Source organism: Chryseobacterium phocaeense, assembly GCF_900169075.1.
GTDB lineage: Bacteria > Bacteroidota > Bacteroidia > Flavobacteriales > Weeksellaceae > Chryseobacterium > Chryseobacterium phocaeense.
In genome coordinates this window covers 518,262-533,825 of the sequence record NZ_LT827015.1, presented here as the reverse complement: position 1 = coordinate 533,825, position 15,564 = coordinate 518,262, and the positions used below count along the sequence as shown (strand labels likewise).

Annotated in this window: 13 protein-coding genes and 4 tRNA genes; all 17 read right to left on the bottom strand. The window is 37.6% G+C overall.

The window, feature by feature from the left end; all coding sequences use genetic code 11:
* Positions 1-2 precede the first annotated feature (2 nt).
* Positions 3-2,996 carry a hypothetical protein gene (locus B7E04_RS09225; protein WP_080778377.1) on the bottom strand — a complete coding sequence of 998 codons (2,994 nt, stop codon included), beginning with the start codon at positions 2,994-2,996 and terminating at the stop codon, positions 3-5.
* Between the two features lie 12 nt (positions 2,997-3,008).
* Entirely contained in the window at positions 3,009-6,164 is a 3,156-nt protein-coding gene (locus B7E04_RS09220) for a baseplate J/gp47 family protein (protein WP_139785370.1), read from the bottom strand.
* Between the two features lie 15 nt (positions 6,165-6,179).
* Positions 6,180-6,587, bottom strand: a complete 408-nt coding sequence (locus B7E04_RS09215) for a GPW/gp25 family protein (RefSeq protein WP_080778375.1) — start codon at positions 6,585-6,587, stop codon at positions 6,180-6,182.
* A gap of 12 nt (positions 6,588-6,599) precedes the next feature.
* Positions 6,600-6,890, bottom strand: coding sequence for a PAAR domain-containing protein (locus tag B7E04_RS09210; RefSeq protein WP_080778374.1), 291 nt, complete (start codon positions 6,888-6,890; stop codon positions 6,600-6,602).
* Between the two features lies 1 nt (position 6,891).
* Entirely contained in the window at positions 6,892-8,577 is a 1,686-nt protein-coding gene (locus B7E04_RS09205) for a phage baseplate assembly protein V (RefSeq protein WP_080778373.1), read from the bottom strand.
* A gap of 5 nt (positions 8,578-8,582) precedes the next feature.
* Positions 8,583-9,353 carry a CIS tube protein gene (locus B7E04_RS09200; RefSeq protein WP_080778372.1) on the bottom strand — a complete coding sequence of 257 codons (771 nt, stop codon included), beginning with the start codon at positions 9,351-9,353 and terminating at the stop codon, positions 8,583-8,585.
* The gene (locus tag B7E04_RS22130) at positions 9,350-9,526 is read right to left on the bottom strand and encodes a DUF5908 family protein (RefSeq protein ID WP_165439425.1); all 177 of its coding nucleotides are present in this window, start codon (positions 9,524-9,526) and stop codon (positions 9,350-9,352) included. The genes B7E04_RS09200 and B7E04_RS22130 overlap by 4 nt, the downstream gene beginning before the upstream one ends.
* Positions 9,527-9,537: 11 nt before the next feature.
* A complete protein-coding gene (locus B7E04_RS09195) occupies positions 9,538-9,996 on the bottom strand; it encodes a phage tail protein (RefSeq protein WP_080778371.1) in 459 nt (152 codons plus the stop codon).
* 9 nt (positions 9,997-10,005) lie between these two features.
* On the bottom strand, positions 10,006-10,443 hold the full coding sequence (locus B7E04_RS09190) for a phage tail protein (protein WP_080778370.1): 438 nt from the start codon (positions 10,441-10,443) through the stop codon (positions 10,006-10,008).
* 35 nt (positions 10,444-10,478) lie between these two features.
* Positions 10,479-12,395 (bottom strand): phage tail sheath C-terminal domain-containing protein, encoded by a 1,917-nt coding sequence (locus B7E04_RS09185; RefSeq protein WP_080778369.1) that lies wholly within the window; start codon positions 12,393-12,395, stop codon positions 10,479-10,481.
* Positions 12,396-12,418: 23 nt separating this feature from the next.
* Complete coding sequence (locus B7E04_RS09180; protein WP_080778368.1) at positions 12,419-13,078, bottom strand: Pvc16 family protein; 660 nt, start codon at positions 13,076-13,078, stop codon at positions 12,419-12,421.
* A 382-nt stretch (positions 13,079-13,460) separates the two neighbouring features.
* Positions 13,461-13,534, bottom strand: a tRNA-Asp gene (locus tag B7E04_RS09175).
* A 32-nt stretch (positions 13,535-13,566) separates the two neighbouring features.
* A tRNA-Asp gene (locus B7E04_RS09170) sits at positions 13,567-13,640 on the bottom strand.
* 33 nt (positions 13,641-13,673) lie between these two features.
* Positions 13,674-13,747, bottom strand: a tRNA-Asp gene (locus B7E04_RS09165).
* 31 nt (positions 13,748-13,778) lie between these two features.
* Positions 13,779-13,852, bottom strand: a tRNA-Asp gene (locus tag B7E04_RS09160).
* A gap of 133 nt (positions 13,853-13,985) precedes the next feature.
* Positions 13,986-14,303 carry a thioredoxin gene (gene trxA, locus B7E04_RS09155; RefSeq protein WP_027374941.1) on the bottom strand — a complete coding sequence of 106 codons (318 nt, stop codon included), beginning with the start codon at positions 14,301-14,303 and terminating at the stop codon, positions 13,986-13,988.
* An 85-nt stretch (positions 14,304-14,388) separates the two neighbouring features.
* Positions 14,389-15,564 carry a cysteine desulfurase family protein gene (locus tag B7E04_RS09150; RefSeq protein WP_080778367.1) on the bottom strand — a complete coding sequence of 392 codons (1,176 nt, stop codon included), beginning with the start codon at positions 15,562-15,564 and terminating at the stop codon, positions 14,389-14,391.

The following is a 15,564-nucleotide window of genomic DNA, read 5'->3' as shown; positions in this document are numbered from 1 at the left end:
TTTTATAGAGTTCCTAATGATGAGTTTCCTAAAATAATAGGGTTGGTTGTTTCGCTTAGCTGGCAATCGTATAAATTACCTTCCGGATAAATGGTGTTGAGTTCTTTTAATGCTTGTACAAGCTCGTTAAGTATCGTTCTGTATTCTGTTTCATCTTCCAGCTTCAATTTATTTTTACAGAATTTTTGCCGGTAGATCCTGTAGTTTTCCAGCCATTTCCTGTAGATTTTCTGGAATCTGAGCATATCTGAAATATTTACCCAGCAAATTTTCAAAAGTACGTGAGCCGGGGCTTCCTGTCTGAAAATCCTTTCTGCATATTTTCTGAAAACGATACTTTTAAAACGGGAAAGATACCCCGGTAAAATCAGGGTTGCTTTAAAGGAATAAGGATCGTTATCCGCTTCATTATCACAATCGTCATTTAAGCAGACCGACAATAAATCTTCATCTGTAAAGACATCAGCATTGAATGGTCTGAGTAAAATATGTTCCAGGCAATAAAAATTCTCGTAATACAGATTCATGGCTTTTATCATTTTTTTCAGGTATTCAAAAGCTTCTGTTTCATTGGGAAATGACTTAACCAATCTGGCTATTTTTTGTGTGTCTTTTACCAGATACAGGTAATAATTACTTCCATAATTATCTATTTTATATAAGTTCTGATCTAAAAAATGCAATTGTGCCCAGTCCCATTTTTCCTGTAAACTGACATTCGGATAAAGAATTTTAAATACAAAATGTTCGGGGCTTGTTTCTACCGTCCATTGTGTTTGCGGATCTTCATCTTCGGTTACAATGTTTCGCAACACTATTTCATTGATTCCCAATAATTTGGCGACTCTGTTTTCGTAACCTCCCCGATGATTGGTATTCCAGAAAGGATTAGAATTCATGTAATCTATTCCCAAACCTCTCTTACTGCTGATTTCAGGATACGCATTCAGGAAATTTTGCTTGTCGGTCATTAAATCTTCATAATCAAAACTCATCTCGCCCATTCCCGAAGTATCGCTGGCAACATTGTACATCATAAAAACGTACTCGTTAAAACTTTCAGAAAACCGCGCCATCAAATGATCCAGGATTTTATTTCTCCTGCTGTAAAACTGATCTTTTGTTTCATACAGATTAGCGTCATTCAAAGATTCACCATCCAGCAAAGCCTTTTTCAAACTCGGGCTCAATATATCTTTCCAGTAAAAATTGTCTTTACTTATTGTATTTTCATCAAAATAGTTTGAGAAGTACGTTTTACTGACAGAATTCGTATTGAAAATATCTTTAGCATGATAGAGCTGATTGAAAAAATCTGCTAAAATCTGCTCATAAAAATAGAGATAGCCCTTCAGCTGTTTTACCTGACCTTTTCTCAGTTCGGTTTCTTTCTCCGAAACAAAATTCTTTCCTAATCTGTAGCTGGCAGGAAAATCATTCTGGATGCTGTAATAATTCTGTAGTTCAAAATGCTCTCCTTTCGGAATTTCAAAATCAAAATAAGCGTCTTTGAGCTTTTTCTGATTAAATTGGGCTTTGTACATGATGACTTTCTGATCCACCAGCATTTGTTGGTTTTCTGATAACAGAAAAGGAATGTTTTTCTGGAAAAGCAGCAGTTTTGATTTTTCAGGACTAAAAACCGGCTTCTGATCTCCTGAAAGTTCCAGAACCCAGCTTTTATTCATGGCATTATTAATCGGTTTTCCTAAGATATTATAAGCGGTCATCATGAGATTTTTCACAGATTTCACGCCTTTTATTTCCATTAAACCGGCAATAATATCGGAAGCATGGATTTCTTTCGGAAGTTGTGCTTTTTCAATTTCCTCATCTTTTAAAAAGCCGTGAGAGAGTTTTGGTCCTGAAAAAATATCTTCGGAATGATAGCCTTCACTGACCAGTTGCGAAAGGGTGTAGAAATTAATTTTCGGGCTGATGATTTTATCGATGGCAATTTGTATCTGAGCCATGACTTCTACATGATCAATTCCTATCTCAAGCTCAATATCGGTACAAATTCCGATGTCTGTTTTTTCAATTACTTCAGTGCAGAGATAATCTTCGGTCAGGTTTCTGTTTTCATGTAATCTGGCCTCAACTTTAGAAAATATTTCTTTTATTTTATTTTTTTTCTGATAAAAAAGATCAATTACTTCACAGGTATTTTTCTCATTATCAAAATGATCTACGATGATATCCATTTCGGAAGAATCCTCCGGGAAAATCCTGAAACGCAGGGATTGTGACTGATCAGGATATCTGTTAACAATCAGATGTACAATATCCTGAACTTTTTCTATGCTTTTGATGGTAATTTCCGTAGGCGTGTTCATCACTTTGAATAATCCTGCATCCGGATGATTCCAATTGGTGAATTGTGGGATGATCTCCATATTGACCCAGCGGTTATCTTTCCAGAAGGAGAATCTCAGCAATAAAGAATTCAGGTCGCCGAGAACGGGATCTTCATCAAATTCTATTTTGACCCTGTTTAATCCTCTCAGTGATAATGGATCTAATTTTTTATTGTGTTTATCAATATTTTTAAGGCTTAATTTGTCTTCAAGCTTGTTTACATAGAGTTTGGTTTCAGAATCGTTTGGTAAGAAATAACCGTCCTTCATTTCATTTTTAAGCGGTAATAACCATGCATTGGAAACGCCTTCAATATCAATTAACAGTTTTCTGTAATCAATTTCGGTTAAAGCTGCGTTGGTAAAAATGGTTGATGCTGTAAAGAAAGTAGTATTTCTGATAAACCCGTCTTTATCTGCCAGAATATCCTTGATATCAAAATCTGAACGATAACCAAGTTCTGTAATTGCATAGCACAAAACCTCCAGAATTGTTATTCCCGGATCATGCGGATTATAATCTGTCCAGAATTTATTTCCAAACTGTTCCACATACTTCATCCCTTCTTTCAGCAGGAACTGATAGTCCTGTGAAGGCGGCAGTTTTCGGTCTTTTTCTATGTAATATTGCGTCAACATGGTGTTAGTTTTTTAGATTTCCTGTATGGGATAAGATTCACTGGGAACAAACAGGGTAAAATCGGTTTGAGGGGTTATTTTACTTAAATTCTGAACAGGGCTTCCTGTGGTATTGCCGTTTTCATCCAAAACATACTGGGTGATTTTAAAATCTGTAATGTAATCCACATAATACTGATTGTCAATTAATTGAATTACAGCGGAAAACTCTATATCGTTGGCAAAATTGATTTCGGAATGATCGTCATACGCCCACGGACTGAGATAACGGTTAATGGTATGCGTAAGCTCTGAAATATATAATCTTGTATCCATCCCTTCTGCATGACGGAATTTTATTTTAAACTGAACCTCAACTTTTTCCAATTTCGGTGGCTTTACATTGATCCTTACATGCGGAGAAGTCATTTTCGCAAGATGCTTTTTGATCAGAGTCATCTTGTTAAGGCTCAGCATTGGCTTCCAGTTGATATTTTCCGTATTGGAGGTTTTAGCAATCGGTATTAAGGTTACAAAACCTGCAGAAGTATTGGAAATCTGCTTGTCGTATCTGTAATGATTGAGTACTTTTATCCTGAAAATTTCAGGAAATTCTTCCAGAACAATTCTTTCATAATCCCATGAGGTTATTGCTCTGTTTTTATGACGCAATCTTTCGCTTATCCGTTGATACAGAACCGTATCTTTTTCTGCCAGTCTTCCTCCGAACGAGGCATAAGGTTGTTCAATTTTTTTTACATTGACAATGTTGTCATAGATTGAATTTATCGTTTTTGCGGGGGTAATTTCTGAGAATTCGTTTACTGTTTCTTCATAATCTGTTAATACAGCCTTCAGTGCCTGTGCATGAATTCCTATGAACTGGCAAACCGCCTGGATATTAGAAACCGATATTTTTATCCAGAATAAATCTGCCGGAAACATGGTATTGGAAGAAGCGTTGAACTCCGGTATTGAAACATTAACAAGCCCTGACTGTGTGAGCGAATAGGTTTCATCACCAATGGCATTGGGCTCAAATGAGATCCATTTATTTTGATCCAGATATTCCCATGAAATTTTCGCAGATTCCAGTAAGGGATTGGCGGTTCCTTCTTCCAGCTGAAGCAAAAAGGTAAGCCCGTCTTTTGGTGAAACATTCTCAAACCCAAGATAAACGTCTCCTTCCAGGACATTTAACTCTGAAAAATAAAATGTTCCCTTTTCAATCGGCAGGAAACCATACGGTAAAACCTGATAAAGTTCTATTGGATTGTTTTCATTGGTTCTTGTATTCAGGTTAATAACTTCTGATACAGAATAATTGAAAATAAATTCTTTGATTTTTGGTTTGTACGGTAAATTTCCACTGGCTTTACTTGCTTCGATGTACTTTTTCATAAAGGTTTCATTATCGAAATCTGTATGATTCAGTTCAATTCTGAATTTTCCGTTTGAAATAATTCCGTTGTCTGAAATATCCTCAAAATTGAATTCCTTCAAAGGATAATGATTCGTTAAAGCAATACTATTATCTGCAGTATTTGTATTCTGAGCGTTGTAGTATTGGGCTTCTCCCCCATCAGGAGCTGCAAAATTTGTATATTTTCCTTTATTCAGGAAGAATTTTTTGGTGCTGAGATCAAAATAATTGTCAGATTGCCCATCGGGAACGAGACTTAGGAAAGCAACAGCATTTTTTTTCATGAAAAACTCATTGGATTCCAGCGTGATGCCGTTTCCTGTTTTAGGAAATTCACTGAAAGGATAAAACGGCTTTTCCGTATCTATTGTCCCGAGATCAGAGCTTAAAACAAATGATTTGAATCCGGCTACGGAAACAATAATTTCAATTTTGTCTATGGATGGAATAATAGTTCTGCTGTCCGGAACAATTTTCAGGACCGGAAACTCTGTTTTTATTAAAAAATCAGGATGAATTTCTTTATTAAAAGGGATAATCTTTTTTTCAGTGGCAGGAATGGTGAGAACAATGTAGTTTCCCTCATCTTTTCCCTCTGAAAGTTCTATTACTTTTTTTTCTCCTGTGATAAAAAAGCTGAAATCACTTGCTTTAAAACCAGTACCATTAAGTCTAAGCTTTATCGTTCTTTCCCCACTTTGCAGGTATAATAACGGGCTTGCGATCATTATTCCTTCCTTAGATTCGATGGCGGTTGTTGAAAATGCATTAAAACCTTTATCGTGAGCATTGAAAGGAATCAAATTTTCGGTTTTAAAATACTGATCATCTTTCCTGTACTGGCTGTACAATGAATGCAGCTGAATTCCATTAATGGTCTGATCAGCGGTAGAAGCAAAGTATTTTTTTTGTCCGGCTGTATTTTTACCGGCAGGAAAAACGGTGTTTTTCGGAATTAAAAAAGGGGATGCATCATAAGGTGTAACAACTAAATGGGCGTAATCCGGCCTTGCAGTCTGATTTTCTACATGCAGTATATCCTTATAATAAAAATCCAGATGCTTTTTGGTGAATTCATTAAGTTTCTCCTTTGCAATGTTTAATAACTTTAAAAAAGAAAGGAAAAGCGCATAATGAGGTGTATGTTTTGAATACTTATTTAACTGATAGTCAATCGCATTTTTTGAAAAATTCTTCCATGATAAAAGCATTCCGAAAAGCTGCTGTGAAGCTTTGACAAAAACATAGCTTTTAAATAAGGCTTCCATATCTGTTGCATTGCTAATCTGGTCGAAAACCTGATTAAAATTTTCGTTAATAGAATAAGCGGTAACGGTAAGGTTTTGTTTTTCAGAAATATCGCCGTCTAAATTCCGGGCTTTTCCCAGCAGTGTATTATATTCGCTCTCAATGCTTTTGAAGTAATCTTTTAAAATCTGTTGTTGAGTATTGAGATCTGTGTTTAATAAGATTTCATTTTTCTTGCTTTCAAAAGAATTTTGTAATAATTCGATATTCCAGTCGGCAATTAAGATAAGTATGGAAGTGGATTCTTTTTCAAAAAAACCGGCCCAGTTTCCATCTTCAATATTCAATCCGTCATAATACATTACGTATCGTGACAGCTTTTGTACGAAAAGAATGAAATCCTGCTCATTTCTTTCATCCAACAGAAAAAAATCTGTTTGCAGAGCAGCTTTATACCTGTCGTTCTGGGTAGCTCCCATTCCGCTGTGTATGGACAATATGGTGTTGCAGTTTTCCATTTTTAAGTTCTTTTTTTACAGGTAGGTTCCTTCTTCCAGATAGTATGGAAATACATAGTTTTTTCTGGAATTGGTGGCTCTTATCTGGTAAATAATTTCAATATGTATAATGCCTGAAAGTTCGTCTGTTGAGTTAAAATCGATGTCTGTTAAATCTATTCTTGGTTCGTACAACAAAATGGCATTTTCTATAATTCCTTTTATTTTGGTGAGTAATGTCACGGTGATGCTTTCGTATACCATTGCCGTAAGATCGCATCCGAAATCGGATCTCATGACTCTTTCTTTAAGCTGTGTTGAGAGTAAAATCTGTAAGCTCTGCTGAATATCTTTTTCATCAGATACGGTTTCAACAGTTCCTGTATATTTATCAAAGGTTGGCGGAAATCCCCATCCCACACCTAAAAATGAATCTTCTGTCATGGTTTTTAGTTTTTAATCTCCTATAAGTACTGTAAAGCAACCGAGAATCACCTGTCCTCCGTGTGCCGTGGAATCGCCCATTCTTACGGCAGGTTTTCCGGCAATTAATACGGATGACGATCCTTTTATAAGCGTATCCGGCGGGCCTGCACAGGTGCAAGAATCACCCACCACTGCGGCAGGTAAACCGCCGATTATTACTGTCGTATTGCCTCCCGGTAATATCGGGCCTCCCACGTGGGGTTTTGGTCCGTCTGAAGCCGGGCAAATATGCATATCTGTACTTCTTGCTGCTAGTCCCATTTTAATTGAGTTTTATTAATGATCCTTTTAATTCCATTACTGCACTGGATTTTATGGTGTTTTGCATTCCTTCAACCTGGATATTCCCTTTGGCTTTCACATTAAAATCCTTGCTGCTTTCAATAGTGATTCCTTTATCGTCCATCACTATTTTATTTTTGTTTTCATCTTCCAGCGTGATGCCTTTTGCATCGTCACTGATGGTAATTTTATTTCCTTTTTTGGTACTGATCTCAACTATCTTTTTTTCATCATCCATCATGATTTTAGTCCCTTCTTTGGTTACAAAACCTCTGATATAGTTTTCTTTCTCAATAGGAAAAGGCATTTTATTTTTGTTGCTGTAAAGGCTTCCCAAAATAACCGGTGTATCGGGATTATTCCCCAAGCAGCCAATAATGACCTCATCATTTACATTCGGAATAAAAAAGCTTCCCATATCTTCTGAAGCATTCAGTGTAGCGAGTCTTGCCCAGACTCCTTCTCCTTTTTCAGATAAAATCGGAATTCTCACTTTCACCCGGAACTGATTATCCGGATCTTCTTCAATCTGGGTTACAATCCCGATCTGGAGCCCGTTAATGGAATTGGATTGTCCCACTTGGGCCTGGCTGTTGTTAATTCCACCGGTTGTACTTTCGGTAAATGATTTTTCATTTTCAAAACCATAGGTATATTCGGTTTTCCAGCAGCCGTTTTCAATAGTATGAACTTCGGAAGTAATGAGAAATAACTGATCATCAACATCCGGATTTACTTTGCTGAAACCGATATAATCTCCTGCCTTTGCTTCAAGGTTACCATAAGTGGTTACTTTCCCGTGAACAGATGCAATATTGCTTTTTTCCTTGATCACATCAGCAATCCTTGTGAGAGTTGCTGGTTTGTAAGTGGATTGATTGAGCTTTACGGTTTGTTCATTTTTCGGCCCGCTTTGTTCGGAATTGAATTTTTTTATCGCCTGAGATTCAATGTCCCATGTTTCGATAGTGACGGATGATTTTATTTTTTCAGGATCTTTTTTGCCTGAGAAAGAGAATACATTAAGCCCGTTTTCAGCTACATAGGATTCTTTTTCCGGTTTTTTCTTAAGATCAATTCCGTTGAATTCCCCGTTGCGTAAAGCCGTCATAATACCGACCGAGTCTAAAAACCCTACCAGATAATCCCATGCAACGGTTGCAGAATTGTGGGTAATGGTTTCATTTAGATATTCTCCATCGAAATGAGAACCGAGTTTAAGTTTCGCATCCGAAGTATATTTTTTGAGCTTATCAGAAAATTTGTCTTTATTATTTTCATCCACTTTTGCGGGCAATGCCAGCTTGAATCCAATATCCTTGCACTCTATTTTCGTTACTACCTGGTCATTATCATTTTGCTTATTGAGTGATTTAATAATTCCCTTAAAAAAACTAACCGATTTTTTTTCATAGGAGACTTTCACTTCTATTTCTATAGGTTTGTCATCAGATGTTCTCACCAAAGCATCGGTAGGCAGTTTTTCTTTGTTGTCTGTTGTCAGCTGATTGGAAATAAAGGTAAATTTTGCAAAAGGAATCTTGTTCAGTTCGAAATTAATGGATGCATCTTTCAGCAAACTATCCAGTCCCACATTTTTCCCGTCTATTAAAAATTCTAATTTTAACAGGGTTTCTGATGGAAAAAATGGCTTTAGAGATAACATGGCAATTATTTAACGGGTGGAAATTTTATTTTTTGTCCTGTATTTATATTTCTGAAACTGAGCAGTTTATTGCTCTTCGCCACATCAATATAAAAATCATCGTTTTCGTAGATAGATTCTGCCAGCAGCGGCAGTTTATCATTCATCTGAATGGTTCTTTCATGGGTAAGATCCGGTGAACTTTTTTTCTGTTCAGCCACCATCAGCTCATACTTTACGGTTCCTTTGAACAGGCATTTCACCTTGGCACGAACCGGTCTTCCGTCTTTTCTGAAAAGATAATATTCAATATCCATACTTTTCAGCCGGCAGCTTAAACTGTACCCGCCCCAAAGTAATTTTAAATAAGGAGTCTGGTGACTTTTCCCGTCATATTTCATTAAAGAATCCTTGAATCCTTCCACCTGCTTTTCCACCGATTCAACTTCCCCGAAAGGATCTACATACGCCGGCTTCAATGATTCACCGATTGCGCTTAATGTCCCTGTAAGAGAATCCGTTCCTTTTCCTTTTACTGTTTTTCCCTGGGGAATAATGCCCGAACTGTCAAACAAAAAATCAAATGTTACTTCTTCCCCTTCAATTTTATTGAATTTCAGATCACTTCCCGTAGTTCCCATGGCCTGGCCTTCGCAAAACACCACATTATTTTTCATGGTGTACTTTTCGGGATTTAACTGGACAAAAATGGTTTCATTAGGAGGTTCCGCATAATCTTTCGTAGGAAAAACCTCGATCCGCATTTTATCTATAATGCCTAGAGCTGCCTGTATCATCGTTCTTCTTTTTCTTTAATTTTTTCTAAAACTTTTTGGGTACACTCTCTTACTATTTCAGATTTCATTTCCTGTAATTTTACAGGATCCATCTTTTTAGCAGCATGAAGCTGATCATCATTTCCTTCGGTGATGTTCACTTTTATCCTCAGTTCCTTTATTTCGATTGCCATTTTAGTTTTTTTTAAAATCCCGGAATAGGAATTTCCTTGAAAAAATTATACTTCAGGGTAATGGTTTCTACAACGATCTTATTTTCTTCTGCATTAAATTCACTGAATTCGTAGCTCAACGGAATGGCATGAGATACATACCAGACTTTTACGGGAATTCCATTTTCATTTAATAAGGACACCACCAGATTAGCCGGATGGAAAATAAAATTTTCTATGGCCTGGCTGCACCACATGGATAGTCCGGACATTTCGGAAGTCAGTCCTCTTTTTAAAACAAGATCCTGATAACCGGAACGCAACGGCAGATTATGCTTGAACCTGTTTTGCCCGCCTTCTGTATAGGATTCCGTTTCAATAGTTGCCTTTAAACCGCTTACATTCTGGAATTTTGTATCAATAGAGAATTGCGGCATCAGCTCAAATACGACCGAAAAATGGAAACCTACTATGGGATCATTACTAGGCATGGCAGACTTTTATAGGTATTCCAATGTAAACCCGTGATTGGCGATTTCTACCGTATCTATGGCGGCTTCGTTCGCATCGGCTTTCATATCTGTACATTTCAGGGATACGATGAAACAGTCTTTCACTTTCCAGACTACTTTCGGTTCATGGTTTTCGTCCAAAAGCGAAATCGTAATATTCCTTCTTTCTACGGTGTTGAGGGCTACCGTGTTGTACCAGTCGTAAAACTCGTTATCTCCTTCAAACACGCCTCTTTTTAAGGTAATATTCCCGTTTTTTGCCAATCCCGGCATTTTCTTTTTGAAAAACTCGGGGCTTGATCCTACACGGTGCTCTATGATGTCCATTTCTTTATTAAGACCGGAAACTTCAGTAAATGCTATTTTACTGCCTCCCCAGGCAACGCTAAAATGGAACTTTGGTAGTGGGAAATCTGTATTTGGCATGATAGTATTTTTTTTTTGATTAGTAAAGATTATTGTTATGAACGCTGTTGCATTTGCTTGAATTCCAAAATGATAAATTCAGCAGGTCTTGAAGGAGCATAGCCAATTTTGACGATCATTCTTCCCTCCAGAATATCCTGGGCAGACATGGTTTGCCCCAATCCAACCTGAACGAAAAATGCATGCTCTGCTTTTGCCCCTACCAAACCTCCGTCATTCCATACTGTGGTCAGGTAGTTTTCTATCATTCCTTTTACATTGACCCAGGTTTGAGCAGCATTAGGTTCAAAAACGAACTGCATACATGCTTTTTTAGCAGATTCTTCAATCATATTGGCCAATCTGCGGACGTTAATGAATCTCCAATCATTACTGTTTCCGGCTAATGTTCTTCCGCCCCAAACCAGGAAGCCGCTTCCTGTAAATTTTCTCAGGGCATTAACCGATTTTCCGGTAGGATGAATATTCATGTCTTCCTGCTCCGTATCATTTATATCATCTGTTAAACCAATAATTCCATTGATGCTGATATTGGCAGGGGATTTCCAGACTCCTCTTGTCCGGTCGGTCTGCGCATAAATTCCTGCTATGGCTCCGGAAGGAGGCACGGTATTCATAGAAACGGATAGTTTAGCTACGATTTCAGCATAAAGCGGCATATTGGAAGTCAGCGTGTTTTCCTCCTGCTCGATATAATTTTCGATGGAAGCCATGGCACTGTTCATTGCATTAAGAATCAATGTTCTTAATTTGTCTAAAGCAAATTGTATTTTACTTAAATCTGCCGTAAGTGCGGGAGTCGTTTCTAAAGCTCCTGTGAAAGGATTGGATCCCGAAACGGTTAAAGCACCCCAGATTGATTCAAAATCAGCAGCTACAATAGTCTGGCTGATCTGTTTGCCTGCAACAAAAACGTTTGTCGTAGCTGGATCTTTCAATGTATTATAAACCGCCTTAAGATCAATCAGGCTTTGCAGATATGGTTTTAGCGATGTTGAGATGACGTTTTCAACATACGTTTTCAAATCCGCATCGGTAATGGTGGATGTTTTTCCCAATTTTGACAACAGGTTGACCAGTTTTGTGAAATAGGCATTGGTATTGGAAAAATCGTTTGCTATGATGACTTTATCCTTATTGGTCTGAAAAGCAGCTTTATTCCATTCAAAAATAAATCCTGTAGGTGCTGTCGCTTTATAGACCAGATCATACTGAGATTTAAATTTAGTGATCATGGGAGCCACAACAGGGTCAGATGCATAAATGCCTGCAAAATTTACCTGTGCATCTATTTTATTAAACCTGAATTTATAACTGGAATTGATGTTGAGATGCGGATAGTAGGCAGCTCCGTATTTCAGGTTCATATTTCCTAATTTATCTCTGAAGCTTTCAACGCTGGCAATTAAATCCGTTTTATTTGGGGCAGATAATGTGATGATATCCAGGATGGAAAACCTGTCCATAAGATCGCTGCACTGAAGAAGCATTTGCTGCTGAACGGCTGCAAGATTATTGGCGGATAAATTAACGGCATCGGGAGAAAGCAGTAAGGTAGGCTCATCAAAACTTCTTAACAGATCCAAACCGTCTGTAAAGTCTTTGGCCGCAGAAAATGTAGGGTTATCTGAAAATTTCCCAAGAGAAACGATATAGCATGTTCCTCCTCCGTTTGCATAAAACAGGCTTATGCTGTTGTACAATTTGAATTTACTTTCAGTTACTGTATAAACATCATTTCCTATATCAATGGTAACGGTGTCCGGGCTTGGAGCTTTTCCGAAAATCTGTTCAAATTCCATAAAAGAGGTAATTCTTACCGGAACAAGCGGTCCTTTTTCTGTATAGCCTATAAAGGCAGGTATAGCCGTGGCTACCTGTGCTACTGATGGTGGGAATGCGTCAATTTCATTGATGTGCACTCCGGGCGTTTTAAGTGAACTTACATTCATGGCTTTATTTTTTAATTATTTTTTTAAGGATTAGGGTGAATGACGGATTCTAAAAATCCTGTAGGATCATTTTTATTATTTTCCCATAGACTAATTTCAATTTCTTCGATTGTTTTTTTGTTGGCTATTGTATTTTTCTGAACAGGCAGCACTCTCATTTCATACAAAACCGAGGGCATATATTTTGAACCTAAATATGACCACATCTGGTTGAGCTGATCCATACTCAAACTAACCGATAGGAATGTTATTTTTGAATACTCCTCTTTTTCGGTTTCATTTTTACCGTCATAGTTATGAAATGTAATCACTTCATTGGTACTCAGATGATAATAAAAAGAATTGTTCTGTTGAAAAAAATCAATAATGCTTTGTAGTTTTTCGAGTCCTACTAAATATTGGGATTGGTCTTTATTATATGATACAAAAAGAATAGAAACGATCAGATATTTTGGAGGATGTGCGTATTTATCAATGGTATTGCTGATGGTATTTTTTTGATAAACAGACTGGTTTTTAAGGGTTTTATCTTCCTGAATATTGACAACAGATAGGGTAATGCTGGATTTTAATTCTAAAAAATCATCTCCATCATTAAGTGTCGCAATATTGGTGATGCTGATCATTTTTTCATCAGGATCAACCAACTTGGCAATTTTCTCTATTATTGTTTTTAAATCCATAGGGTTATTGGCAATGTTTTAAAAAATAAATACATTATTAAAGATTTCTATACAAAGCAAACAATAATATATAAAATATGTTACAGGAAATGAACCCTATAAAAAGGGTGAATTTCCCCTTTTTAAGTTGGAAAAAAAGCATGTAAATTACAAAGACCCGATGGAAACATCAGGGATATCAGTCTTAAGGTATAAACAAGACAATAGAATTATTATTTAAACTGAGTTCAGGATAAGAAATTAAAGATGAAATGGCTGGAAGCTGGAAGAGGGAGGCCGGAAGCTAATATCAGACATTCCTATTAAACACCAATCATGGAATGATTAAGCCAGCTTTAAAGCAATAAACAAAAAAAGTCTCCTGTAAACAGAAGACTTTATGCGATCCGGACGGGACTCGAACCCGCGACCTCCGCCGTGACAGGGCGGCATTCTAACCAGCTGAACTACCGGATCAATTTTTTTAAAGTAAATTGAGAAAACTTCTGCGATCCGGACGGGACTCGAACCCGCGACCTCCGCCGTGACAGGGCGGCATTCTAACCAGCTGAACTACCGGATCAATTTTTTTAAAAAGAAATTGAGAAAACTTCTGCGATCCGGACGGGACTCGAACCCGCGACCTCCGCCGTGACAGGGCGGCATTCTAACCAGCTGAACTACCGGATCAATTTTTTTAAAGTAAATTGAAAAACTTATGCGATCCGGACGGGACTCGAACCCGCGACCTCCGCCGTGACAGGGCGGCATTCTAACCAGCTGAACTACCGGATCAATTTTCTGTTGTAATAAAGAACTCCGTTTCTTTTTTGTGATTGCAAAATTACACCTTTTTTCGTTACCTGCAAATTATTTATAAACAAAATGCCTCCCATTTTTGGAAGGCATTCATTATCAAAGTTATTTTTTACAAGTGCGCGCTTAATTTTTCAGCGATAACTTCTTTCGGAGCCACACCTACTAATTTATCAACCACTTCACCGTTCTTAAAAATCAGAACTGTAGGGATATTTCTGATGCCATACTGCATAGAGATTTCCTGATTGTTATCTACATCAACTTTTCCTACCACTGCTTTTCCTTCAAAATCTGATGCTACTTCTTCGATGATTGGTCCCAAAGTTCTGCATGGTCCGCACCATACTGCCCAGAAGTCTACCAATACCGGCTTATCTGATTTTAAAACCGTGTCCTGAAATGAGCTGTCCGTAATTTCTAAAGCCATTTTGTTTCTTTTATTTAAATTAATATTATATTTTTATTCCAATCCTTAATCGGATATTCAAAATTACGATTTTTAAGCAATAAGACTATCTATGCTCAACATTTGTTTTTTCTATAGTAAAGTCCTTTGAAATTTCTGCCAAAGCTTCGGCCAGCGCATCAATTTCCTCTTTTGTCGTCATATGGCTGAAAGAAATACGTAATGGTGTACATTGATCCATTTCATCTTCGGAAAGAACCATCATCATCACCATGGAAGGTTTGGAAGCCCCTGAAGAACATGCGCTTCCCTGGGAAACGGCAATTCCTTTCATATCCAGCTGAAGCCCGATCAATGGGTTTTTATATGGTAGCAAGGCACTTAAAACCGTATAAAGGCTGCCTTCCTTCTCTGAACTCCTTCCGTTGAATTTAATACCCGGAATCGCTGCAGAAAGCTTTTCTATAGCATAGTCTTTAATGGACTGCATGTGGTTGGTATATTCCTCCATATGATTCAGGGAAAGTTCCAATGCTTTACCCAGCCCTACAATTCCGCTTACATTCTCAGTTCCGGCTCTTAGGCTTCTCTCCTGAGGTCCGCCCGTGATAATTCCTTTCATTCCGGTTGCCTTTCTGATAAATGCAAACCCTACTCCTTTCGGGCCATGGAATTTGTGACCACTGCATGACGCAAAATCCACCTTGATATCTGAAAAATCCAGATTCATATGGGCCATGGTCTGTACGGTATCTGAATGGAAAAGCGCATTATGTTCTTTGCAGATTTCAGCAATTCTTTTAATATCTGCTATATTTCCGATCTCGTTATTGGCGTGCATTAAGCTGACCAATGTTTTTTTATCTGAAGCTTTCAGTAATTCCTCCAGCTTATTCAGGTCAATATCCCCTTTCTCATTAGGACGGATATAATTTACCTCTACCCCTTTTCTGCTTTTCATATCCAGAATACTCTCTGAAACACATTTATGCTCCAAAGGCGAACTGATGATTCTTTCCACTCCCAGATGTTCCACAGCAGACTTAATGATCATGTTGTTCGATTCTGTTCCGCACGAAGTAAAAATAATCTCTGCCGGCGTTACGTGAAGATAATCTGCCACCTGTCTTCTCACATTTTCAATAAGAATTTTAGCTTCCTGTCCGAAACTGTGGGTAGAAGAAGGATTTCCGAAGTTCATTTTCATGGTTCCTACCATGGCATCTATCACTTCTTCTGAAAGAGGAGTCGTCGCAGCGTTATCTAAGTATATTTTGTTCAT